Origin of the sequence: Streptomyces sp. NPDC018029 (assembly GCF_044327655.1) — a bacterium.
In the GTDB taxonomy this organism is placed as follows: Bacteria; Actinomycetota; Actinomycetes; order Streptomycetales; family Streptomycetaceae; genus Streptomyces.
Genome location: NZ_JBIRFV010000004.1, coordinates 196523 through 217525 on the forward strand (window position 1 = coordinate 196523; position 21003 = coordinate 217525).

Sequence of the window (21003 nt, forward strand, 5' to 3'; positions counted from 1 at the left end):
TCTAATCCGCGGCCATCGCCCTATGCCGTCCCGCCGGGAAACTTCCCCCGGCCGGGGGAACCGTTGCGAAATGTCACCAGTCGGTGCGCGATGACGAGGAGCCGGATATGAACTTCCGTACGACGTAGATGAGTCCACCGACCAGTGCTACGAATAGCAGCGCCTTGAAGAGCAGTCCGACCACGAATCCGACAACGGTCGCTATCACGCTGCCGAACACGACGAGTGCGATGACCGGCACGGCCACCCACTTCACCCACCACGGCATTCCCGCAAAGATCTCCTTCGCTGCCATCGTCCTTACCTCTCTCCGCTCTGTCCGCACTTCCACGCTCTTCGCATCGGTGCGGTTCCTGAAAACTCTGCAGGTTCCTGGCTTCTCGCATTCGATGCTAGGGCGCAGAAGCGCTCCACGGGGGCCTCGGAGCCCTTGTCCTCCCCTGATCCGACCCTGAGGGAACCCCGAGGTCGCAGCCCCGAGGAAGTCAGGCCTCCGGAGGAGAGAAGACGACGAGCACGCGCAGGTCCTCGCTGATGTGGTGGAACTTGTGGGCGACACCGGCCGGCACATAGACGACGCTGCCCCGCGCCACCTGCGTGGTCTCCATGCCGACGGTGATCGAGGCCCGGCCGCTGACGACCATGTAGACCTCGTCCTGCCCGTGCGGCTGCTGCGGGTCGGCCTCCCCGGCATTGAGCGCGTACAGCCCGACCGACATGTTCCGCTCACGCAGGAACTGCAGGTAGGCGCCGTCGTTGGCGGCGCGTTCCGCCTCCAGCTCGTCCAGTCGGAATGCCTTCATGACCCTCGTACACCCCTCGCTTGTGAGCCGACGTTTCCCGGCCCCTGTCTGCCACGATCAGACACATGAAGAATTTCGTAGTCAAGACGATCGCCAACGCCACGGCCTTGGCCGTCGCCGTGTGGGTGCTCGACAAGATCACCCTGACCGGCGACAGCACGGGCAAGAAGGTGGGCACGCTCATCGTCGTCGCCCTGCTCTTCGGGCTGGTGAACTTCCTGGTCAAGCCGGTGGTGAAGGTCCTCACCTTCCCGCTGTTCATCCTGACGCTCGGCCTGATCACCCTCGTGGTCAACGCCCTGATGCTGCTGCTCACCTCGTGGCTGGCCGACAAGTTCGACGTCAGCTTCCACGTCGAGGGCTTCTGGACCGCGGTCCTGGGCGGCCTGATCATCTCGATCGTGTCCTGGGCCTTGAACGTCGTGCTGCCCGACGACAAGGACTGACCGGGGGACCGCGGCCTATGCCCCTCCGGGCCTTCGCCCCAGGGCCGGCCGAGGGTTTCCGGGCGTGGCCGAGAATGGTGGAGGCGGCGGGCGAAGGCCTGCTCGGCGCTGTACGCGTAGCAGTGGAAAGGCGGGCGGCATGACGGAATCAGGACCTATAGACAGGCCTGCAGCAGGACCTGCGGACGGAACGGCGGACCGCCCTCTGGGCGACGGCACGCGCGCGGTCCGGGTCGGATTGCCCGAGCCGGTGAAGCACGAGCCGACGCTGCCCGGCCCGGTGTTCGCCGCGCACTTCCACCTGCCGGGCGACCCCACGGGTGGCTACGCCTACGGCCGCGACGAGAACCCCACCTGGACGCATCTGGAGCGCGCGATCGGCGAGCTCGAGACGCCGGACTCCGACTCGGACGTCGAAACGCTGGTCTTCGCCTCCGGCATGGCCGCGATCTCGGCGGTCCTGTTCTCGCAGCTGCGTGCCGGCGACGCGGTCGTCCTGCCGGATGACGGCTACCAGGTCCTCCCCCTCGTCCGCGAACAGCTCACGGCGTACGGCATCGAGGTGCGCACCGCTCCGACCGGCGAAGACGCCCAGCTCGACGTCCTGGACGGGGCGAAGCTGCTGTGGATCGAGACGCCGTCCAACCCCGGGCTCGACGTGTGCGACGTTCGGCGGCTCGCCGACGCGGCCCACGCGCGCGGCGTGCTGGTGGCGGTAGACAACACCCTGGCGACACCGCTCGGCCAGCGACCCCTCGAACTCGGCGCCGACTTCGCGGTGGCCAGCGGCACCAAGATGCTCACGGGCCACGGCGACATCCTCCTCGGGTACGTGGCCTGCCGTGACGCGGAGCTGATCGCTTCCGTACGGCGTTGGCGCAAGATCGTCGGGGCGATCCCGGGGCCGATGGAGGCCTGGCTCGCGCACCGCTCGCTGGCTACGCTGCAGCTGCGCGCCGACCGGCAGAACGCGAACGCCCTGGCTCTCGCCGAAGCGCTGCGGGGTCGTGCCGAAGTGTCAGGGCTGCGCTATCCCGGGCTGGCCGACGACCCGTCGTACACGATCGCCTCGCGGCAGATGCGGCGCTTCGGGTGCGTGGTCTCCTTCACGCTGCCCACGCGCGCGCGTGCCGAGCGTTTCCTCGAAGCGCTGCGCCTGGTCGACGACGCGACGAGCTTCGGCGGTGTGCGGTCCACCGCGGAGCGCCGAGGACGGTGGGGCGGGGACGCCGTTTCGGGGGGTTTCATTCGCTTCTCCGCGGGCGCCGAGGACACCGACGACCTTGTGGCGGATGTGCTGCGCGCGCTGGACGAGTCGGCCGGTTCGACGGGCTGACCGCGCCCGACACGGACGCCGCGACGCGCCTCGCGTACCGCAGGCCGCACCCCGGCTACGTACAACGAACGGTCCGAGCCTCCCCCCTCGTGGCTCGGACCGTTCCGGTTCCGCGCGCGTGGAACCGCGTCAACAAGGCTAGTTGACTCTGTGTCAGTGTCCAATCACAGTAGCGACAGAGTCCTATCGACATATTTATAGTTGGGCGGGCCCTGGGGGTACGAAGGGGAGGAACGTCACCATGGACCTGGCCCTGCTGCGCACCTTCGTGACGGTGCACCGGGCCGGGTCCTTCACGCGGGCGGCGGCGTTGCTCGGGCTCTCCCAGCCCGCCGTCACCTCCCAGATCCGCACCCTGGAACGACAGTTGGGGCGGCCGCTCTTCCTGCGCCAGGCCCGCGGGGTGACCCCCACGACCATCGGCGACGAGCTCGCCCACAAGGCCGCACCCCATCTGGACGCCCTCATGGAGATCACCGAGGCCGGCCTGGACGAGGAGTCGCTCGTCCGCACCCTGCACCTCGCTGGCCCACCGGAGTTCATTGCGGAACGCGCTCTGCCCGCACTCACCGCCCTGAGCGACCAGGAGGGCCGGAGTCATGCCCTGCGCGTCTCGTTCGGCACCGCTGACGAGGTGCTGGAGGGGCTCTCCGCCGGGCACCACGACCTGGCCATCACCACGGCCCGGCCGCGCGGCCCGCTGCTCACCGCGACGCCGCTCTGCGACGAGGAGCACGTCCTGGTCGCGGGGGAGCGCTGGGCGGCCCGTCTCGGGCCCGGCAGGCCGCGGCGCCGGGCGGCGCTGCCGCTGGAAGATCTTCCGGTGGTCGAGGTCCATGAGTCGCTGCCGTTCGTCTCCCGCTACTGGGCCGCTGTCTTCGACGGCCGCCCTGTGGCGTCGGGGGCCGTGATCGTGCCGGACCTGCGCGCCGTCCTCTCCTGCGTGGTCTCGGGCGCGGGCCTCGCGGTGCTGCCCCGCTACCTGTGCGCCTCGGCCCTGGAACGCGGCGACATCGTGGCGCTCCTGGACCCCGCAGTGCCCCCTTTACGCACGTACTTCTTGGCGGTGCGCAGCGGAACACTCGCCATGCCGCACATCGCGCGGGCGCACGAGTGGCTGTTGCGCGCTGCCGCTGACTGGGCTTGATGGGGGGCGCGGCTGGTTCACGATGTTTCACGTGGAACAGTCCGGGCCACATTTCCCCCATGACCGTCCGACCCGTGGTCAAGCGCACCGCACGCGCCGTCCTGCTGGACGGCGACGACCTGATCCTGATCAAGCGCACCAAACCCGGTGTCGACCCGTACTGGATCACCCCGGGCGGCGGTGTGGAGGCGGAGGACGCCTCCGTCGTCGACGCGCTCCACCGTGAGGTCCATGAGGAGCTCGGCGCCAAGATCACCGATGTCGTGCCCTGTTTCGTCGACACCGTGGAGCACATCGCCGAGGACGGCGCGGCCGGTGTGAAGGTGCAGCACTTCTTCGTCTGCCGCCTGGAGTCCATGGACCCCGGGCTGCGGCACGGGCCCGAGATCGAGGAGCCGTGCGGCGAGTACGAGATCGTGCACGTGCCCTTCACCAGGGTCGGCATCGCCTCAGTCCATCTCGTACCGCTGTCGCTGCGGCACTACCTGGACGGCAACATCGAGGGCGTGCGCGCGATGCACGCCCCTGATCTGGGTTAGCGCCCCCTATTCCGACGCCACCAGTTCCTCTATTCCGACGCCACCAACTCCTCCACGGAGTCGTGGCGGATCCGGCCCTCCGGGATGCCGATGTCCCGCAGGGCGTCCACTCCGTTGCGGATCATGCCGGGCGGGCCCGAGAGATACGCGTCGTACTCGTTCCACGGACCGTATTCGCGCACGGCGTCCGGCAGTTGCGCCCGCTGGTCGACGACCGGGCGGACGGCCAGCCAGGGGTGGGACTGCTGGAGCCGCAGCATCGTGTCGATGTCGTACAGATCGTGATCGGTGCGTGCGCCGTAGAAGACCTCGACGGGGCGCCGTCTGCCGTGCTCGGCGACGTCCTCGACGAGCGCCTTGATCGGCGCGATGCCCGTGCCGCCGCCCAGACAGAGCAGACCGCTGTCGGTCGTGTGGTCGACGGTCATCGAGCCGGTGGGCGGGCCCAGCCGCAGGATGTCGCCGGGGCGGGCGTGGTGCACGAGGGCGTTGGACACCCAGCCGGCCGGGACGGCCTTGACGTGGAAGGACAGCAGCCCGTCGGAGCGGGGGGCCGACGCGAAGGAGTAGTGCCGCCAGACCCGCGGCCACCAGGGAGTCTCCAGGCTGGCGTACTGCCCGGCGAGGAAGGGGTACGGCTTGTCGGGCCGGACGGTGACGACCGCGATGTCCGGGGTTCTGAGGTCGTGTGACACGACCTCGCCGAACCACCAGGCGGGAGCCCGCAGTTCGTCCTCCGCTGCCGCGTCGATCATGACCTGGGAGATTGTCGTGTACGTACGGACCCAGGCGGCCTCGGTCTCGTCGTCCCAGATGGCGCTCGCGTACCGGCTCAGCGCACCGATCAGGCACTCGCCGACGGCCGGATAGTGCTCGGGCCGGGTGCCGTACTTGCGGTGTCCGCGCCCGAGATTCTTCAGATATGAGACCAGGACGTCGGTGTGGTCGATGTGCTCGGCCGCGGTCAGCAGTGCCTTGAGGATCCGGTCCCGCTGGGCGTCCATCGCCGCGGGGAAGAGAGCGCGGAGGTCGGGGTGGCGGGTGAAGAGGAGCGCGTAGAAGTACGAGGTGACCTTGTCGGCGACAGGGCCTATCTCGGCCATCGTGCGCTGCACCAGGACGGCGTCGGGGGACGCGGCCTGCGGCGACTTCGACTTCGCGGCGGAGATCGGGGGTGAGGTGTTCTGGGCCTGGGGGGCTGAGGTCCCCGGGGGTGGAGTCTGGGCGGCCAAGGCCTCCGGAGTTGGAGCCTCCGGGGTCGGCGCCTGGGGAGCCGGGGCCTGTTGCGCCGGGATCTGTTGCGTCGGCAGGGCGGCGGAGACCGCAGAGGCGCCTGATACGGCCTGAACTGCGGATATTCGCTCGTCCGCAGGTTCTGTGACGGGCGACGCGGAGGTGCCGGACGGCTGCCTGTCCCCGTCCTCCGGCCGCTTCGACGGCCTGCGCGGGGTGAACCAGCCCCCCTCGCCGTCGGAAGTACCGTCATCCGCCGACGCGGTGGTCGGAGCGTCCATGCTGTGCCTCGCCTCGAACATCTCTCGGTCGGTCTGTGCACTTCCTGCCGGAAGCTGCCTGTTTCCCCGCTCTGCCTCGATGGCCGATACGGCCACATTGAACCCCGTACACCCGGACCCTACGGACAAGTAGGTCGAGAATGTGACATTGCCCGCAGCCGCCTCACCGCAGCACCCGGCAGCATCCCATTCCCCGTCACCGCGCCGGCCGCATAACAAGAAGTACGGGCTCTCGATCTCTCTGCCCCGTTAGGCTTCATTTACCTGCGCGCGTACCCCCCTGAGTGCGCAGAGACGCACCGGTACGAACCTTGATCGACCATACCGGCAGCGGCCGAAGGCACAAGTCCCTCTCCCCTTGGCCTCGGAATTCAACGGCTCTGCCTGCCAATTGCCTCAATTACCGGCCTTGCCGGACCAATTCGTACGCCTTACGCAGATCCCGCCCGACATAGGAGTGGGTGGCGAGGCTCACCAGCCGTTGATCCGCATTGATCGCCACAGAAACGGGCACCGCGCCGAACAACTCCAGGTCGGAAAGCGAGTCACCGTACGCGACGCAATCGCTCCGGCCCACCCCGAACTCTTCACAGAGCCGGTCCGCGATCTTCACCTTGGCCGCCGCGTTGAGAATGCCCGTCGGGTCGACGGGCTGGGTGAACGGAACGGCGGGAAAACGCGAACCGTGCGCGGCATGCGCGCCCCACCCGAGGAGCCGCTCCACGAAGAACGACGGCGAGAGGGAGACCACCGCGCAGTAGTCACCGCTCTGCCTGATCTCGGCCCAGGTCTCCTGGATGCCGGAGAGCCACGGCGCCCCGTCGAAGGCCGCCGACACCTGCGCCTCCGTGAGCTCCGCCCACAACGCGTGCACGCGCACCGCGTACTCCGGCGAGCCGATGTGCCCCGCCACGAACTCCCGCTCCAGCTCGGCGATCTCGGCGTCCAGGCCGAGCTGCCGCGATATCTCCACAGGGGCCGCAGTGCCGTGCAGCAGCGTCCCGTCCAGGTCGAAGAGGTGTAGGCGTGCCATGTGGGCCGAGGCTAGTACCCATGGCTGGTTCTGCCCTCGGGCGCCCCTCGACGCTCTGCGCAGCACCATGTTTCACGTGAAACCTCGACGTCTTCCTGCCGTTTCCGCCGGACCTACCCACCGTGGCCAACGACGAGGTGTCCAAAAGCAACGTGCTTCTGCCCACAAACGGGTGGACGCCGAGGTTGTACGTCAGACAGCCTGACCCGCGTGTCGACACCTTCCCTCTCCGCACTGCCCATCCGCCGACTGACCCCCCGCGACCTCAAGGCCTGCGCCGATCTGTCCGAGGACCGGGGCTGGCCCCGTGAAGAACACAAGTGGGGTCTGCTGCTGTCGGCCGGAACGGGTTACGGCATCGACGACCCCGACGGCGACAGCCTCATCGGTGCCTATGTAGTGACCCAGTACGGCCCTCTCCACCGCCCCGCCCTCGCGGCGATCGGCATGGTTCTCGTCGCCGAGCGGTACGCCCGCCGGGGCATCGGCCGTCGACTGATGCAGTACGCCATCGAGGAGGCGGCCACCACCCCGCTCACCCTCCACGCGACACCGACCGGACGCCCGCTCTACGAGCAGCTCGGCTTCAAGGTGATCGGCCGGGCCGAGATGGTCATGGGACGCTTCACCGCGGTGGGCTCCGAGCCCGGCATCGCCACCAGGCCGGCCACCGCGGAGGACCTCAGCGCCATCCTCCGGCTCGACACCGAGGTGTTCGGCCATGACCGCATGCATGTGATCACCCGCCTCCCCGCCTTCACGGACCAGCTGCGGGTCGCGGAGGCCGGCGGCGAGATCATCGGCTACGCGGGGGCCTGGCCCAACATGGACACCCATGTCGTGGGCCCGCTCGTCGCGCGGGACACCGAGACCGCGAAGGCCCTCATCACCTCGCTCGGCACCGGTACCGACCGCCCTCTGCGAACCGACATCGACGTGCGGCACACCGAACTGCTGGCATGGGTGAAGGAGAACGGCCTCGAGCCCATCGCTTTCAACGCCGTGATGGCGTACGGCACGCCGGAACTGCCCGGGGACTGGACGCGCCGCTTCGCACCGCTGACGGTCGCGGCGGGCTGATTCGCAAGCAACGCGGAAAGGCCCGCCCCGGCGTTGCCCGGGGCGGGCCTTTCGGCACACACGTTGCGCGTAAGCGCGTCGCGAGCCTTACGCCTGACCCGCTTTACGCGAGGGCCTCGACGGCCGCCGTAGCGAAGCCGTGGTCCTGCTGCGGGGCTCCGCCGCCCACGCCGACGGCACCGATCAGGCGACCGTCACGGTGGACCGGCACCCCGCCCGCGATGAAGAGCAGCGGGCGGTCGAGGGCGGTGGGCAGGGTGTGGAAGAGGCCGCCCGGCTGCACCGCGTCGACGAGGTCGGCGGTGGGGGCGTCCAGCTGAAGCGCGGTGTACGCCTTGCGGGTGCTGGTCTCGCCGGAGATCAGCACAGCCCGGTCGTCACGCCGGAAGGCGAGGAGGTGGCCTCCCGCGTCCAGGACGGTGACGCTGACCGTGACACCGGCCTCCTCGGCCGCGCGGCGGGCCGTAGAGACGAGCGCCTCGGCGTCCTCGATGGTGAGCGGAGCGACAGCGGCGGTGGTCTTGGTGGTGCTCATGAGGGGTCTTTCTCCTTGCGGGTGGTGCGGGTGGTGTGGGGGGGGAGGGAGGAGTGGCTGGGGGTGACGAGTGGCGCCCGGGAGCCGGGGCCGGTCAGTGGTGGACGGGCGTGCGCTGCTCTGTCGGCGCCGCACCCGTCACGACCAGGCTCGGGCCGCCGGAGCGGCGCTCCAGGGCGGCCGAGACGAGGGCCAGGACGAGGGCGGAAGCGGCGAGCACCGCGCCGACCCAGTTCGGGGCGGTGTAGCCGAAGCCTGCGGAGATGACGAGGCCACCGAGCCAGGCCGACAGCGCGTTGCCCAGGTTGAAGGCGCCGATGTTGACCGCGGAGGCGAGCGTCGGGGCGCCCGACGCGTAGTCCAGGACCCGCTTCTGCAGGGGCGGCACGGTCGCGAAGCCCAGCGCGCCGATCAACAGGACGGTCACGGCGGCCGCGATCTTGTTGTGGGCGGTGAGGGTGAACAGGCCGAGCACGACGGCGAGGGCGCCCAGTGCCACGTACAGCATCGGCATCAGCGCACGGTCCGCGAATCGCCCCCCGATGAGGTTGCCGCCGACCATGCCGAGCCCGAAGAGGACGAGCAGCCAGGTGACGGAGGAGTCCGCGTAACCGGCGACGTCCGTCATCATCGGCGTGATGTAGGTGATGGCCGCGAAGACACCGCCGAAGCCCAGGACCGTCATCGCCATGGCGAGCAGCACCTGTACGTTGCGGAAGGCACCCAATTCGTCGCGCAGCCGCACGCCTTCGGGCTTGGACAGGTCCGGTACGAGCTTGGCGATGCCGAAGAGGCCGAGGACGCCGAGGGCGGCGACGATCACGAAGGTGACGCGCCAGCCGATGGCCTGGCCGACGAGCGTACCGAGCGGAACACCGACCACGTTGGCCACGGTGAGGCCCGAGAACATCATGGCGATCGCGCCGGCCTTCTTCTCGGGGGCGACCAGTTCGGCCGCGACGACCGAGCCGATGCCGAAGAAGGCACCGTGGGCGAGTGAGGCGACGACGCGGCCGGCCAGCATCACGCCGAAGACCGGGGCCACGGCGGAGAGCAGGTTGCCGACGACGAAGAGGCCCATGAGCAACATCAGCATCCGCTTGCGCGGGATGCGGGTACCGAGGGCGGTCATCAGGGGAGCGCCGAGCACGACGCCGAGGGCGTAGCCGGTCACGAGGAAGCCGGCGGTGGGAATGGAGACACCGAAGTCACCCGCGACCTCGGGAAGCAGCCCCATGATCACGAACTCGGTGGTCCCGATTCCGAAGGCCCCGATCGCGAGGGCCAGAAGCGCGAGAGGCATGGATCTACCTTCCAAACGATTGCAGGTGCGCTTAACGTGCGTCCACAATAGTTGCAGACGCGGGCTACTTGCAACCGCTGGATATTGCATCGGTGGATTACTCTGGGTGCAGCCGCTCCGGGACGGAGGAACAAGAGCCATGACAGCGACCGACCCCGCACTCACCGCGCTCGCTCAGAGCTGGTGCGCCCTCTCCTTGCTCCACGGGAAGATCGAGGCTCACGTCGAGCGCGCCCTCCAGACCAAGCACGGCCTCAGCGTGCGGGAGTACAGCCTTCTCGACGTCCTCAACCGTCAGCACGACGGCGAAGGCGGTCATCTGCAGATGAAGCAGGTCGCCGACGCCGTGGTGCTCAGCCAGAGCGCGACCACCCGCCTGGTGACCCGGCTCGAGGAGCGCGGCCTGCTGGCCCGCTACCTGTGCCCCACCGACCGCCGCGGCATCTACACGGACGTCAGCGAAGCCGGCGCCGCGCTGCTCGCCGAAGCGCGTCCCACCAACGACGCCGCCCTACGGGAGGCGCTCGACGAGGCCGCCCGGAATCCCGAGCTCGCCCCGCTGGTCAAGGCCGTCAAGACACTGCGCGTACCGGCGTGAGGCCGCGGGCCGTGGCCTCCGCACCGCCTCCGCAGGGGCTGCGCCCGTAGGAATTGGCTGCGGCCATGGGAATTGCCGCGGCCGCGGGAATAGGCTGCGCCCATGGGAGATCTTGAAATACGCCCTGCTGTCGCCGCGGATCTGCCCGCCATCGTGGGCATGCTCGCCGATGACCCGCTGGGCGCCTCGCGCGAATCGCCGGACGACCTCGCTCCATACGTGACGGCGTTCGAGCGGCTGGCGAGCGACCCGAACCAGCACCTGGTCGTCGCCGAGCGCCAAGGGCGCGTCGTCGGCACACTCCAGCTCACGATCGTTCCGGGGCTCTCCCGGAAGGGCGCCACCCGCTCGATCATCGAGGGAGTGCGGGTCCACGCCGACGAGCGCGGCAGCGGCCTCGGCACGCAGTTCATCGAGTGGGCCGTCGACGAATCCCGGCGTCAAGGCTGCCAGTTGGTGCAGCTGACCTCAGACGCCACGCGCACCGACGCCCACCGTTTCTACGAGCGGCTCGGCTTCACGGCGTCACACGTGGGCTTCAAGCTGCAGCTCTGAGGCCGTTCCTGCGGGGCTGTCGTGCGCGGTCGCGCTGTTTCACGTGAAACGTTCGCCGTTTCACGTGAAACAGACCTGCGCACCGCCCAGAACTAGAAGCCGCGCCACCCCTGCGGGTCCACACCGCCCGGCACCGACGCCTCCTCGTCGTACGGCTTACGTGTGAAGACGAACGAACCCAGGTCGAGGTGGCTCACCGAGCCGTCCGGCCGCCGTACCGCCCGCAGCAGCTCTCCGGCGTAGTACCCGTTGAGTCCCGTCCACGTGCCGTCGCCGTTGGGCCGGAACCGGGCCTGGCGCCCCCACCCGGACAGCGGTCCGATCTCCACCCCGCCGTCGGCCGTCAGGCGAAGCGCGAGCACCTGAGTCCCCCAGTACCAGGGACCCGCCAACTCCAGTACCTTGTCGTCGACTTCGGGGAGCGGTCGCCACGGCTCCGGGATGCGCGGCTCCGCATCGGCCACGATCTTCACCAAGTCCACGGTCAGCGCCGCCACCGGCGGCCCCGATGTGCAGTTGGCGAGCGCGACCGCGGCGATGCCGTCTGCCTCGCTCACCCACAGGGCGGCGAGGAAGCCGGGCAGCGACCCTCCGTGCCCGGCCAGAGTGCCCTTCTCCCCCCGCAGCAGGTCCACGCCCAGGCCGTACGCCCGGTCCCATTCCCCCGTCGGCAGCGGGGCCGACGGCGTCCGCATCTCCCGTACGGAATCCGCGCTGAGAACCCGGTCGTCGCCCTTCACCAGGAACGATCCGAAGCGCACCAGATCCGCCGTCGTGGACCACAGCTGACCGGCCGGAGCCATCAGCCCCAAATCCTCGACGGGCTCCGGCATCATCACGTCCGCCCAGGGATGCACGGCCCAGCCGCCGGCGTGCGGGTCCTGCGGCTGAGCACTCGTGCGGCTCAGCCCGAGCGGCTCCAGCACTTCCCGGCGGAGCACTTCCTCCCATGGGGCGCCCCGCAAGGCCTCCACCAGAGAACCGAGCAACGTATAGCCGGGGTTGGAATAGTGGAAACGTCGGCCGACAGGGTGCTTGAAGGGCTCGTCCCCCAGGACGTCCGTGAGCTCCGGGCGGGTCGATCCGGGGGTGCGCTCCCACCACTCGCCGGGAGTCTCGGCGGCCAGCCCGCCGGTGTGCGCGAGGAGTTCGGCGATCGTGGCCTCCCCCGCGCCGGTGCCCGGCAGGTGCTTCTCCAAGGGGTCGCCCAAGTCCAGCACACCCTCGTCGCGCAGCCGCATGACCAGGACGGCGGTGAAGGTCTTGGTGATCGAACCGATGCGGTACTGGACGTTCTCATCCGGCTCGTGCCCGTCCACCATGCTGCGGCCGCCGCTCCACACCAACGCGCCGTCCCGGGCCACCGCGGCGACCAGTGACGGGGTCCGGCCCTCCGCCTGCGCGGTGGCGACGCGGTGCAGCAGGGCTCGACGGGTGGAGGGGAGCAGCTCTTCATGGGGTGTTGTCATGGGACCAGTTCACCTGGGAGACGCGCGTGCGTCGAGCGAATTCGAAGGTGCCGGCGCCACGGCTCCGAAGTTCCGGCCCCAAGGCCCTGAAGGCGCCGGCCCGTCAGGTCTCCCATGGCTGTGCTCCGGCGACTCGGCGCGTCGCGATGTTGATCCGGTTGAACATGTTGGCCGCTCCGATGGCGAGGACGAGCGCCGCCAACTCCTGCTCGTCGAAGTGCTTCGCGGCCTCGTCCCAGATCGCTGTCGGCACCGGGTCTGGCCGGTCGGCGAGGCGGGTGGCGGCCTCCGCGAGGGCGAGGGCGGAGCGTTCCGCATCGGTGAAACAGGGAGTGTTCCGCCAGGCGGCCACTGCTGAGCGCTGCTCGACGGTGGCACCCGCCGCGGCGGCACTGCGTGCGTTCCCGGCCACACAGACGCTGCTTCCGTTGATCTGGCTCACGCGCAGTTGCACCAGCTCGATGATCGCCTGGGGCAGACCTTGCTTCCTGATGACCTTCGACAGGATCAGCAAGGCCTTCATGGCCTCAGGGATGAGCGTGGCGGGGTTCTGCATACGAGCCTGCATGAGATTTCTCCTCAAGCGTCTGCCCGGCGCCGCTGCCGGCCGCAGCGGCGCCGTGGTGGTCCGTCACTGCATCGACGAATCGCGACGCGGGAGTGTGAGCGGCGTGGGCGCCCAGAGCCCGGCGGTCGTCCCGACACGCAGGTGCTGCTCGTAGGTGACGACCTTGCCGTGGATGACCTCCAGACAGGCGTCGAGGTCGTCGATCTTCGCGCGTACGGCGCGCTCGTGCTCCTGGAGCAGCGCGAGGCGGTCCGGCTCGTTGCCCGGTCCCGAACGCACGAGAGTCGCGAACCTCCTGATCGTGGCGATCGGCATGCCCGAGTCCCGCAGCCGCCCACACAGCAGGAGCCAGTCCACGTCCGCCTGTTCATAGACGCGTCGGCCGCCGCCGGAGCGCGGGATCTCGCGCAGGAAGAGCCCTTCACGCTCGAAGAACCGCAGCGCGTGCACGCTCAGGCCGGTCGCCTCCGCGACTTTCCCGATGGACAGCTCGTTCGTCGCCTGGTCCGGCAGGCGGGCCGCCGGCTCGTCGAGCCCCGCACGGTCAACTGCGTCGGTTCTCTCATCAGGCCATTCACCGGGCGAATTGCCCGCATCCCCACTCATGCCCCGACCGTACTCGGCCCCTTCTCCGGCCCCTGCCCCATGGTCTTGACCTAGCTCGCACTCTAGGTTTTAGCGTCGCCGGCATGATCACCGAACAGCAGAAGATCGGCTCCGGATTCAGCGCCCGCAGCACGGCCGACGACGTCCTCGCGGGCAGGGACCTGGCAGGAGCCACGGCTCTGGTGACCGGCGGGTACTCCGGTCTCGGCCTCGCGACGACGCACGCGCTGGTCCGCGCGGGTGCGCACGTCGTCGTCCCCGCCCGACGCCCCGAGACCGCCGAGGACGCTCTGCGTGGTATTCCCGGGACAGAGGTGCACGCCCTCGACCTCGCGGATCTGGAGAGCGTCCGCGTCTTCGCCGAACGCTTCCTGGAGACCGGCCGCTTCCTCGACCTCCTCATCAACGGCGCGGGTGTGATGGCCTGCCCCGAGACACGCGTCGGCCCCGGCTGGGAAGCGCACTTCGCCGTCAACCACCTCGGGCACTTCGCGCTGGCCCACCGCCTGCGCCCGGCCTTCGCGCCTGCCGGGGCCCGTGTCGTGGCCGTCGCTTCCTCCGGTCACTTCCTGTCCGACATCCGCTGGGCGGACCCGCACTTCCGCACGGGCTACGACCGATGGCTGGCCTACGCCCAGTCCAAGACCGCCAACGCCCTCTTCGCCCTGCACCTCGACCGCCTCGGCTCCGACCTCGGCCTGCATGCCTTCGCCGTACACCCCGGCAGCATCCTCACCCCGCTGCAACGCCACATCCCCCGCGAGGAGTGGCTCGCGCAGGGCTGGGTGACTCAGGACGGGACACCGGCCGCCGGCTTCAAGACTCCCGAGCAGGGCGCGGCGACAGCCCTGTGGGCGGCGACCTCGCCTCTGCTGGAGGGCCGTGGCGGGGCGTACTGCCAGGACTGCGACATCGCCGAGCCGGCCACCAGCGACGACATGCTGATCGGGGGCGTCAAGCCCTGGGCCGTCGACCCGGACGCGGCCGCCCGGCTCTGGGACCTGTCCTGCGAACTCAGCGGACTCAGCGCCTTCTGATCGGTGGGGGCCTCGCATCAGAGCCCTCCATAGTGCCCGCCCCAGGGTCGATACACCCACGCTGTTCTGCCGACAGGAGATATCGGTCCGACTGGACGTCGACGATCACTACAGTCCCGACTCATGACGACGACCCCAACGCCTATAACGGCCACAAAGGTCACCACACGCACGGTCGAGTACCCGGCCGACGGTCTGACGATGGTCGGGCACCTCGCCCTCCCCGCCGGAGACGACCGCCGGCCGGCAGTCCTGATCGGGCCCGAAGGGACGGGTCTGAACGACTTCCAGCGCCGCCGGGCCGACGCCCTTGCCGAGCTGGGGTATGTCGCGCTGGCCTTCGACATCAACGGCGGGCGCTGGTTCGCCGACCCACAGGAGATGCTGGCGCACGCGATGCCCCTGCTCGCCGACCCGGACCGGATGCGGGAGATCGGCCACGCGGCACTCGATGTGCTGCGCGCCGAACCCCGGACGGACCCCGACCGGATCGCCGCCATCGGCTACGGCACCGGGGGCGCGATCGCCCTGGAACTCGGCCGCGACGGCGTCGACCTGCGGGCGATCGGGACGATCAACGCCCTGACCACGGGACGTCCGGGCGAGGCGGCACACATCCGTTGCCCCGTGTGGGCCGGGGTCGGGTCGGAGGACCCGATCATGCCCGCCGAGCAACGGGACGCCTTCACCGCCGAGATGCAGGCTGCGGGCGTCGACTGGCGTGTCGTCGTCTACGGCGGGGCCCTGCACGCCTTCCACCACCCACCGGTCGACCACGCCGTGCGCCCCGGCGTCGGCCACCACCCGCTGCACGCGCAACGGGCCTGGCGCGACATCGTCGGCCTGCTCGCCGAGTGCCTGCCCCTGACGGAGTGAGCCAGGAGCAGGATCCTGGTCAGGGAGAGGTCAGGGTCAGGCGAAGGTGTGGAGGGCCTTCCGCAGGCATTCGGCGAACTCGGCGGGGTGCGTGGTCAGACCGGTGTGCCCACCCGGGAAGTGCTGAAGTTCCGTGCCGAAACGCTCGGCCAGCAGTGCGGCTGGGCGGTACGGCAACTCGCCGCGTGAGTCCTCACCGCAGGCGAGAACAAGGCGGCCCGAAAGCGCCTCAAGCCGGTGGAGATCCGGGGTGTAGGACATGAAGCTCGGCACGATGCGTCCGACGAAGTACGGCAGGTTGGCCATCGTCTGCTCGGCCCGCGCCGCTGCTTGCGGCGGAAGTTCCACCTCGGTCTCCGTCCCAGCCTTCGCCTCGGCCTCCGTCCCAGCCTGTGGGCCGGCCTCCGGTTCGGCCCCCTGCTCACCCTTCGCGTCGGCCTTCGGCTCGCTGGTGTCGTCGTCCTTCTTCAGCCCCGCAGCGAACACGGCCATCGCAGGCATGGGCCCTTGCGTACGGAACGTCTCCCGCACACGTGCGAGAAGCATGCGGTGTTCGGGAGCGTCCGGGAGGACCTCCACCACCGGTGGCTCGTGTGCCACGACCTGTTCGACGCGTTCGGGATGAGCCGTGAGCAGGTGCAGGGCGACGATCGCGCCCGAGCTGATGCCGAGCACCCGAGCGGGCTCGGCGGGCGACAGCAGCTCCAGCACCCGGAACGCGTCATCGGCGTGGTCCGCCACGTGCTGCTCGGCCTCGGGGTCATCCAGCGCGCTGCGGGACATGCCACGCGGGTCGTAGGTCGCGACGGTGTACTCCGTGGCCAGGTCGTCGACGATGCCGTCGAAGGAGGCCGCGCCGCCCGTCCCGCCGGGGATCAGGAGCAGGAGTGGGCCCTGACCGCGCACTTCGTAGTGGAGGGTCGCGCCCTTCACGCGCAGGCTGCCGATGGTCGGCGTGGTCATCAGGAGTCTCCTTCTCCGGACGCAGGTTCTTGGGACGGAGGCCAGTGCTCCAGGAGGGTGTGCAGGGCGTCGAGCGCGCGGACCCACGACCGCTGCGGCGCACGCGCGTGCCCGAACCCGCCCGCCGCCTCCAAGGCGACGAACCCGTGGAACGTGCTGCGCAGCAACCGGACCGCATCGGTCAGATCGGGCTCGCCCAGGCCGTAACCGCGCAGCATGCCGTAGGTCAGCTCGACCGCGCGCCGCGGCCCGGGCGCCTTCGCGGCCAGCTGGGGGTCGATCTGGATCGAGGTCTGCGTCGCTGCGTAGCGGCCCGGGTGCTCACGGGCGTACTCCCGCCAGGCGTCGGCGAACGCGACCAGCGCGTCACGCCCCGCAAGACCGGCGGTCGCCTCAGCGATACGAATGGTCTTCTCGTCCGCCGCCAGCAGCGCGATCCGGCCGCGCAGATCCTCCAGACCGCGGACGTGCGTGTAGAGGCTCGCGTCCTTCACGCCCAGCCGCCGCGCCACCTGCGCCATGGTCACCTGATCGAGCCCGACGTCGTCCGCCACCTCGGCGCCCGCGATCGTCACCCGCTCCGCTGTCAGCCCGGCCCGCACCATGCACACCCTCCCCGAATCCTTGAGGCCCTAGTTTTACCCTAGGTCCCCTAGGACCCCTAGGAAAGCCATACACGCCAGAAGAGGGACAGGCAGGAGAGGAGAGGACCAGAAGGGAGTGGCCCGAGAGGGCAACTCAGTGCGGGGATCAGGTCTGTGCCATGTCCACAAAACGCGAGTAGTGACCCTGGAAGGCGACGGTGATCGTCGCCGTGGGGCCGTTACGGTGCTTGCCGACGATGATGTCCGCCTCGCCCGCGCGAGGCGATTCCTTCTCGTACGCGTCTTCGCGGTGGAGCAGGATCACCATGTCCGCGTCCTGCTCGATCGAGCCGGATTCACGCAGGTCGGAGACCATGGGCTTCTTGTCGGTGCGCTGCTCGGGGCCACGGTTCAGCTGCGAGAGCGCGATCACCGGCAGTTCCAGCTCCTTGGCCAGGAGCTTCAGGTTTCGCGACATGTCCGAGACTTCCTGCTGGCGGCTCTCGGCCCGCTTCGAACCGCCGGACTGCATCAGCTGCAGATAGTCGATGACGACGAGCTTCAGGTCATTGCGCTGCTTGAGCCGTCGGCACTTGGCGCGGATCTCCATCATCGACAGGTTCGGGGAGTCGTCGATGTAGAGGGGGGCGGCCGAGACGTCGGGCATGCGCCGGGCGAGGCGCGTCCAGTCCTCGTCCGTCATGGTGCCGGAGCGCATGTGGTGCAGGGCCACGCGGGCCTCGGCGGACAGGAGGCGCATCGCGATCTCGTTGCGCCCCATTTCGAGCGAGAAGATCACGCTCGGCATGTTGTGCTTGATCGAACAGGCGCGTGCGAAGTCGAGGGCCAGCGTCGACTTACCCATGGCGGGGCGGGCCGCGATGATGATCATCTGGCCGGGGTGCAGGCCGTTGGTGAGCTGGTCGAGGTCGGTGAAGCCGGTGGGCACACCGGTCATCTCCCCCGAGCGCGAGCCGATCGCCTCGATCTCGTCGAGAGCGCCCTCCATGATGTCGCCGAGCGGCAGATAGTCCTCGGTGGTGCGCTGCTCGGTGACCGCGTAGATCTCGGCCTGGGCGCTGTTGACGATCTCGTCGACGTCACCGTCGGCCGCGTACCCCATCTGGGTGATGCGGGTGCCGGCCTCGACGAGTCGGCGCAGCACCGCGCGCTCGTGGACGATCTCCGCGTAGTACTCGGCGTTGGCCGCCGTCGGGACCGTCTGGACCAGGGTATGCAGATACGATGCGCCGCCGACCTTGGTGATCTCACCGCGCTTGGTGAGCTCGGCCGCCACGGTGATCGGGTCGGCCGGCTCGCCCTTCGCGTAGAGGTCGAGGATCGAGGCGTAGATCGTCTCGTGCGCGGGCCGGTAGAAGTCGTGGCCCTTGAGCACCTCGACGACATCGGCGATGGCGTCCTTGGAGAGCAGCATGCCGCCGAGCACCGACTGCTCCGCGTCGAGATCCTGCGGGGGGACGCGCTCGAACGACGAACCTCCGCCGTCCCAGCCACCCTCACGACCGCGCTCGTGCTGCTCGTCGCGGCCCCGGCCTCCGTCGCGGCGCTGGCGGGAGACGGGCAGACGATCACTGGGACCGCTGTCGGCCCAGGGGTCGTCCAAAGGCTCGGAGATACTCACCGGGCCACCTCCTCCCGTCCGCCGCGCGGACCTCGCCGTGCCCCTCTTTCCTAAGGCACGACACTGACAAATAAGGGGGCCCAACTCCGGTTCTGACGCGTCGGTTTTCCGGGGTTTCCGAGGTCGTACGACGAGGCGGGCGCCGGACCACGGTAGGCCTGTGGGCACCGTCAGCCAATCTGGTTATCCACAGGCGGTGTGGATGACGGGCCCTACGCTGTGGAGAACTCCGCGAAACCTGTGCACGGCCCGGTGGACAGCCCTGTGAACAAGCACTCAGCCAGTTTGAGAAACCGCTTCTGACCTGCGACTTTCCCATCCACCGGCTGTGCAGAAGAAAAACTTTCCCACTCGGACCAAGATCGTTGCAAAACCCGCCCGACGGGGCGTCGAGCCACGGCTCAGGTAAGGGTCTAAAGAACATTGCATCTCTTACCTGTGGAAGATTACATTGGTGTCCATGACACAGGCTCCCGCGGCGCCCAAGGCCGCTCGGCGACGGCATGACCGAGAGATCATCGCGCTCGCCGTACCCGCCTTCGGCGCGCTCGTCGCCGAGCCCCTCTTCGTCCTGGCCGACAGCGCCATCGTCGGACACCTCGGCACCGCCCAGCTCGCCGGTCTCGGTGTCGCCTCAGCGCTCCTCACCACCGCGGTGAGCATCTTCGTCTTCCTCGCGTACGCCACTACGGGCGCCGTCGCCCGCAGGGTCGGTGCGGGCGACCTCCAGGCCGCCATCCGGCAGGGCATGGACGGCATCTGGCTCGCCCTGCTCCTCGGAGCCGCGGTCATCGCCGTGGTCCTGCCCACCGCCCCCGCCCTGGTGGACCTGTTCGGCGCGTCCGACACCGCGGCTCCCTACGCCATCACGTATCTGCGGATCTCCTCGCTCGGTATCCCGGCCATGCTCGTCGTGCTCGCCGCCACCGGTGTGCTGCGCGGCCTACAGGACACCAAGACCCCGCTGTACGTCGCGATCGGCGGCTTCGTCGCCAACGCCGTCCTCAACGTCGGTCTCGTCTACGGCGCCGACCTCGGCATCGCCGGCTCCGCCTGGGGCACCGTCATCGCCCAGTGCGGCATGGCCGCCGTCTACCTCTTCGTCGTCGTCCGCGGCGCCAAGCGGCACGGCGCCTCCCTGCGACCCGACGCCGCCGGGATAAGGGCCTGCGCCCAAGCCGGTGTGCCGCTCCTGGTCCGCACGCTCTCTCTGCGGGCCATCCTGATGATCGCGACCGCGGTGGCGGCCCGCCTCGGCGACTCCGACATCGCCGCCCACCAGATCGTTCTGTCCCTGTGGAGTTTGCTGGCCTTCGCGCTCGACGCCATCGCCATCGCCGGCCAGGCGATCATCGGACGCTATCTGGGCGCCGACGATCCGGACGGCGCGCGCGCCGTCTGCCGTCGGATGGTGCAGTGGGGCATCGCCTCAGGTGTCGTGCTCGGCCTGCTCGTCGTCCTCGCCCGGCCGCTGTTCATCCCGCTGTTCACCAGCGATGCCACCGTCCAGGACGCGGCGCTGCCCGCCCTCGTCGTGATCGCCCTCGCTCAGCCGGTCTGCGGCATCGTCTTCGTCCTCGACGGCGTCCTGATGGGTGCGGGCGACGGACCGTACCTCGCCTGGGCGATGATCGTCACGCTGGCGGTCTTCACCCCGGTCGCCCTGCTCGTCCCCACCTTCGGCGGCGGCCTGACCGCGCTGTGGGGAGCGATGACCCTGATGATGGCGGTCCGCATGGTGACCTTGTGGCTGCGCTCCCGCTCGGGCCGCTGGATCGTCACGGGCGCCACGCGCTGAGTCCTGTTTCACGTGAAGTCCTGTTTCACGTGAAACAGCACCCTTCGAGAAACACGTTGGGCCGCACCCCGAGGGGTACGGCCCAACGATTGCTTCAACTCTGCCAAGCGCAGTGCTTAGGCGGAGACGACCTCGACGTTGACCTTCGCGGCAACCTCGGGGTGCAGACGCACGGACGTCGCGTGGGCGCCCAGGGTCTTGATCGGCGCGCCCAGCTCGACACGGCGCTTGTCGACCTTCGGACCACCGGCAGCCTCGATCGCCGAAGCGATGTCGGCCGGGGTGACGGAACCGAAGAGACGACCGGCGTCGCCGGAGCGAACGGCCAGGCGGACCTTGACGCCCTCGAGCTGGGCCTTGACCTCGTTGGCCTGCTCGATGGTCGCGATCTCGTGGATCTTGCGAGCACGACGGATCTGCTCGACGTCCTTCTCGCCACCCTTGGTCCAGCGGATCGCGAAGTTCCGCGGGATCAGGTAGTTGCGGGCGTAGCCGTCCTTGACGTCTACGACCTCGCCGGCGGCACCGAGGCCGGAGACCTCGTGGGTGAGGATGATCTTCATTAGTCGGT

Annotated in this window: 23 protein-coding genes; 10 read left to right on the top strand and 13 right to left on the bottom strand. The window is 69.4% G+C overall.

Going from position 1 to position 21003, the window contains the following annotated elements; all coding sequences use genetic code 11:
- Window positions 1-73 precede the first annotated feature (73 nt).
- A complete protein-coding gene (locus ACH4D5_RS13755) occupies window positions 74-295 on the bottom strand; it encodes a DUF5326 family protein (protein WP_361719010.1) in 222 nt (73 codons plus the stop codon).
- Window positions 296-485: 190 nt separating this feature from the next.
- Window positions 486-803, bottom strand: coding sequence for a cupin domain-containing protein (locus ACH4D5_RS13760; RefSeq protein WP_362338708.1), 318 nt, complete (start codon window positions 801-803; stop codon window positions 486-488).
- A gap of 65 nt (window positions 804-868) precedes the next feature.
- Between ACH4D5_RS13760 and ACH4D5_RS13765 the strand changes: the two genes are divergently transcribed.
- From ACH4D5_RS13765 to ACH4D5_RS13780, 4 genes are all read left to right on the top strand, one after another.
- A complete protein-coding gene (locus tag ACH4D5_RS13765) occupies window positions 869-1249 on the top strand; it encodes a phage holin family protein (protein WP_398301770.1) in 381 nt (126 codons plus the stop codon).
- 139 nt (window positions 1250-1388) lie between these two features.
- Window positions 1389-2585, top strand: a complete 1197-nt coding sequence (locus ACH4D5_RS13770; protein WP_398301772.1) for a cystathionine gamma-lyase — start codon at window positions 1389-1391, stop codon at window positions 2583-2585.
- Between the two features lie 241 nt (window positions 2586-2826).
- Entirely contained in the window at window positions 2827-3732 is a 906-nt protein-coding gene (locus ACH4D5_RS13775) for a LysR family transcriptional regulator (protein ID WP_398301774.1), read from the top strand.
- Between the two features lie 59 nt (window positions 3733-3791).
- The gene (locus ACH4D5_RS13780; protein WP_398301776.1) at window positions 3792-4271 is read left to right on the top strand and encodes an NUDIX domain-containing protein; all 480 of its coding nucleotides are present in this window, start codon (window positions 3792-3794) and stop codon (window positions 4269-4271) included.
- Window positions 4272-4300: 29 nt separating this feature from the next.
- Here ACH4D5_RS13780 and ACH4D5_RS13785 read toward each other — a convergent pair whose 3' ends face one another.
- Together ACH4D5_RS13785 and ACH4D5_RS13790 are read right to left on the bottom strand one after the other, a co-directional pair.
- Window positions 4301-5806: a globin domain-containing protein gene (locus ACH4D5_RS13785; protein ID WP_398301778.1), complete on the bottom strand. Its 1506-nt coding sequence runs from the start codon at window positions 5804-5806 to the stop codon at window positions 4301-4303.
- Between the two features lie 379 nt (window positions 5807-6185).
- Window positions 6186-6818 carry an HAD family hydrolase gene (locus tag ACH4D5_RS13790; RefSeq protein WP_398301780.1) on the bottom strand — a complete coding sequence of 211 codons (633 nt, stop codon included), beginning with the start codon at window positions 6816-6818 and terminating at the stop codon, window positions 6186-6188.
- A 210-nt stretch (window positions 6819-7028) separates the two neighbouring features.
- On the opposite strand from ACH4D5_RS13790, the gene ACH4D5_RS13795 reads away from it, so the two are divergent.
- Window positions 7029-7898: a GNAT family N-acetyltransferase gene (locus tag ACH4D5_RS13795; RefSeq protein WP_398301782.1), complete on the top strand. Its 870-nt coding sequence runs from the start codon at window positions 7029-7031 to the stop codon at window positions 7896-7898.
- 103 nt (window positions 7899-8001) lie between these two features.
- Here the strand turns inward: ACH4D5_RS13795 and ACH4D5_RS13800 are convergent, their stop codons facing one another.
- Both ACH4D5_RS13800 and ACH4D5_RS13805 read right to left on the bottom strand, forming a co-directional pair.
- Window positions 8002-8433 (bottom strand): heme-binding protein, encoded by a 432-nt coding sequence (locus ACH4D5_RS13800; RefSeq protein WP_398301784.1) that lies wholly within the window; start codon window positions 8431-8433, stop codon window positions 8002-8004.
- 94 nt (window positions 8434-8527) lie between these two features.
- On the bottom strand, window positions 8528-9736 hold the full coding sequence (locus tag ACH4D5_RS13805) for an MFS transporter (RefSeq protein ID WP_398301785.1): 1209 nt from the start codon (window positions 9734-9736) through the stop codon (window positions 8528-8530).
- Window positions 9737-9875: 139 nt separating this feature from the next.
- Here ACH4D5_RS13805 and ACH4D5_RS13810 point away from each other — a divergent pair, with 139 nt between their 5' ends.
- Together ACH4D5_RS13810 and ACH4D5_RS13815 are read left to right on the top strand one after the other, a co-directional pair.
- The gene (locus tag ACH4D5_RS13810; protein WP_398301787.1) at window positions 9876-10334 is read left to right on the top strand and encodes a MarR family winged helix-turn-helix transcriptional regulator; all 459 of its coding nucleotides are present in this window, start codon (window positions 9876-9878) and stop codon (window positions 10332-10334) included.
- A gap of 102 nt (window positions 10335-10436) precedes the next feature.
- Window positions 10437-10889, top strand: coding sequence for a GNAT family N-acetyltransferase (locus tag ACH4D5_RS13815; RefSeq protein WP_398301789.1), 453 nt, complete (start codon window positions 10437-10439; stop codon window positions 10887-10889).
- Between the two features lie 92 nt (window positions 10890-10981).
- On the opposite strand, the gene ACH4D5_RS13820 is transcribed toward ACH4D5_RS13815, so the two are convergent.
- The 3 genes from ACH4D5_RS13820 to ACH4D5_RS13830 all read right to left on the bottom strand — a co-directional run bounded on the left by ACH4D5_RS13820 (window position 10982) and on the right by ACH4D5_RS13830 (window position 13532).
- Window positions 10982-12358, bottom strand: a complete 1377-nt coding sequence (locus ACH4D5_RS13820) for a serine hydrolase domain-containing protein (RefSeq protein ID WP_398301791.1) — start codon at window positions 12356-12358, stop codon at window positions 10982-10984.
- A 103-nt stretch (window positions 12359-12461) separates the two neighbouring features.
- Window positions 12462-12926 carry a carboxymuconolactone decarboxylase family protein gene (locus tag ACH4D5_RS13825; RefSeq protein WP_398301793.1) on the bottom strand — a complete coding sequence of 155 codons (465 nt, stop codon included), beginning with the start codon at window positions 12924-12926 and terminating at the stop codon, window positions 12462-12464.
- A 63-nt stretch (window positions 12927-12989) separates the two neighbouring features.
- Complete coding sequence (locus ACH4D5_RS13830; protein WP_398301795.1) at window positions 12990-13532, bottom strand: MerR family transcriptional regulator; 543 nt, start codon at window positions 13530-13532, stop codon at window positions 12990-12992.
- Between the two features lie 83 nt (window positions 13533-13615).
- Here ACH4D5_RS13830 and ACH4D5_RS13835 point away from each other — a divergent pair, with 83 nt between their 5' ends.
- Complete coding sequence (locus ACH4D5_RS13835; protein ID WP_398301797.1) at window positions 13616-14569, top strand: SDR family NAD(P)-dependent oxidoreductase; 954 nt, start codon at window positions 13616-13618, stop codon at window positions 14567-14569.
- 123 nt (window positions 14570-14692) lie between these two features.
- Entirely contained in the window at window positions 14693-15445 is a 753-nt protein-coding gene (locus ACH4D5_RS13840) for a dienelactone hydrolase family protein (protein ID WP_398301799.1), read from the top strand.
- A 36-nt stretch (window positions 15446-15481) separates the two neighbouring features.
- On the opposite strand, the gene ACH4D5_RS13845 is transcribed toward ACH4D5_RS13840, so the two are convergent.
- The 3 genes from ACH4D5_RS13845 to dnaB all read right to left on the bottom strand — a co-directional run bounded on the left by ACH4D5_RS13845 (window position 15482) and on the right by dnaB (window position 18634).
- Window positions 15482-16408, bottom strand: a complete 927-nt coding sequence (locus tag ACH4D5_RS13845) for an alpha/beta fold hydrolase (protein WP_398301800.1) — start codon at window positions 16406-16408, stop codon at window positions 15482-15484.
- Window positions 16408-17013: a TetR/AcrR family transcriptional regulator gene (locus tag ACH4D5_RS13850; RefSeq protein WP_398301802.1), complete on the bottom strand. Its 606-nt coding sequence runs from the start codon at window positions 17011-17013 to the stop codon at window positions 16408-16410. Before ACH4D5_RS13850 ends, ACH4D5_RS13845 begins: the two co-directional genes overlap by 1 nt.
- Before the next feature lie 145 nt (window positions 17014-17158).
- A complete protein-coding gene (dnaB, locus tag ACH4D5_RS13855) occupies window positions 17159-18634 on the bottom strand; it encodes a replicative DNA helicase (protein ID WP_030780096.1) in 1476 nt (491 codons plus the stop codon).
- Between the two features lie 460 nt (window positions 18635-19094).
- Here dnaB and ACH4D5_RS13860 point away from each other — a divergent pair, with 460 nt between their 5' ends.
- Window positions 19095-20432 carry an MATE family efflux transporter gene (locus ACH4D5_RS13860; protein ID WP_398301805.1) on the top strand — a complete coding sequence of 446 codons (1338 nt, stop codon included), beginning with the start codon at window positions 19095-19097 and terminating at the stop codon, window positions 20430-20432.
- A 116-nt stretch (window positions 20433-20548) separates the two neighbouring features.
- On the opposite strand, the gene rplI is transcribed toward ACH4D5_RS13860, so the two are convergent.
- Window positions 20549-20995 (bottom strand): 50S ribosomal protein L9, encoded by a 447-nt coding sequence (gene rplI, locus ACH4D5_RS13865; protein WP_398301807.1) that lies wholly within the window; start codon window positions 20993-20995, stop codon window positions 20549-20551.
- Window positions 20996-21003 lie beyond the last annotated feature (8 nt).

Excerpts from the sequence above, each read along its gene's own strand:
- ACH4D5_RS13755 (WP_361719010.1), bottom strand. The coding sequence starts at position 295 with ATGGCAGCGAAGGAGATCTTTGCGGGAATGCCGTGGTGGGTGAAGTGG.
- ACH4D5_RS13760 (WP_362338708.1), bottom strand. The coding sequence starts at position 803 with ATGAAGGCATTCCGACTGGACGAGCTGGAGGCGGAACGCGCCGCCAAC.
- ACH4D5_RS13765 (WP_398301770.1), top strand. The coding sequence starts at position 869 with ATGAAGAATTTCGTAGTCAAGACGATCGCCAACGCCACGGCCTTGGCC.
- ACH4D5_RS13770 (WP_398301772.1), top strand. The coding sequence starts at position 1,389 with ATGACGGAATCAGGACCTATAGACAGGCCTGCAGCAGGACCTGCGGAC.
- ACH4D5_RS13775 (WP_398301774.1), top strand. The coding sequence starts at position 2,827 with ATGGACCTGGCCCTGCTGCGCACCTTCGTGACGGTGCACCGGGCCGGG.
- ACH4D5_RS13780 (WP_398301776.1), top strand. The coding sequence starts at position 3,792 with ATGACCGTCCGACCCGTGGTCAAGCGCACCGCACGCGCCGTCCTGCTG.
- ACH4D5_RS13785 (WP_398301778.1), bottom strand. The coding sequence starts at position 5,806 with ATGTTCGAGGCGAGGCACAGCATGGACGCTCCGACCACCGCGTCGGCG.
- ACH4D5_RS13790 (WP_398301780.1), bottom strand. The coding sequence starts at position 6,818 with ATGGCACGCCTACACCTCTTCGACCTGGACGGGACGCTGCTGCACGGC.
- ACH4D5_RS13800 (WP_398301784.1), bottom strand. The coding sequence starts at position 8,433 with ATGAGCACCACCAAGACCACCGCCGCTGTCGCTCCGCTCACCATCGAG.
- ACH4D5_RS13805 (WP_398301785.1), bottom strand. The coding sequence starts at position 9,736 with ATGCCTCTCGCGCTTCTGGCCCTCGCGATCGGGGCCTTCGGAATCGGG.
- ACH4D5_RS13810 (WP_398301787.1), top strand. The coding sequence starts at position 9,876 with ATGACAGCGACCGACCCCGCACTCACCGCGCTCGCTCAGAGCTGGTGC.
- ACH4D5_RS13815 (WP_398301789.1), top strand. The coding sequence starts at position 10,437 with ATGGGAGATCTTGAAATACGCCCTGCTGTCGCCGCGGATCTGCCCGCC.
- ACH4D5_RS13820 (WP_398301791.1), bottom strand. The coding sequence starts at position 12,358 with ATGACAACACCCCATGAAGAGCTGCTCCCCTCCACCCGTCGAGCCCTG.
- ACH4D5_RS13825 (WP_398301793.1), bottom strand. The coding sequence starts at position 12,926 with ATGCAGGCTCGTATGCAGAACCCCGCCACGCTCATCCCTGAGGCCATG.
- ACH4D5_RS13830 (WP_398301795.1), bottom strand. The coding sequence starts at position 13,532 with ATGAGTGGGGATGCGGGCAATTCGCCCGGTGAATGGCCTGATGAGAGA.
- ACH4D5_RS13835 (WP_398301797.1), top strand. The coding sequence starts at position 13,616 with ATGATCACCGAACAGCAGAAGATCGGCTCCGGATTCAGCGCCCGCAGC.
- ACH4D5_RS13840 (WP_398301799.1), top strand. The coding sequence starts at position 14,693 with ATGACGACGACCCCAACGCCTATAACGGCCACAAAGGTCACCACACGC.
- ACH4D5_RS13845 (WP_398301800.1), bottom strand. The coding sequence starts at position 16,408 with ATGACCACGCCGACCATCGGCAGCCTGCGCGTGAAGGGCGCGACCCTC.
- ACH4D5_RS13850 (WP_398301802.1), bottom strand. The coding sequence starts at position 17,013 with ATGGTGCGGGCCGGGCTGACAGCGGAGCGGGTGACGATCGCGGGCGCC.
- ACH4D5_RS13860 (WP_398301805.1), top strand. The coding sequence starts at position 19,095 with ATGACACAGGCTCCCGCGGCGCCCAAGGCCGCTCGGCGACGGCATGAC.
- rplI (WP_398301807.1), bottom strand. The coding sequence starts at position 20,995 with ATGAAGATCATCCTCACCCACGAGGTCTCCGGCCTCGGTGCCGCCGGC.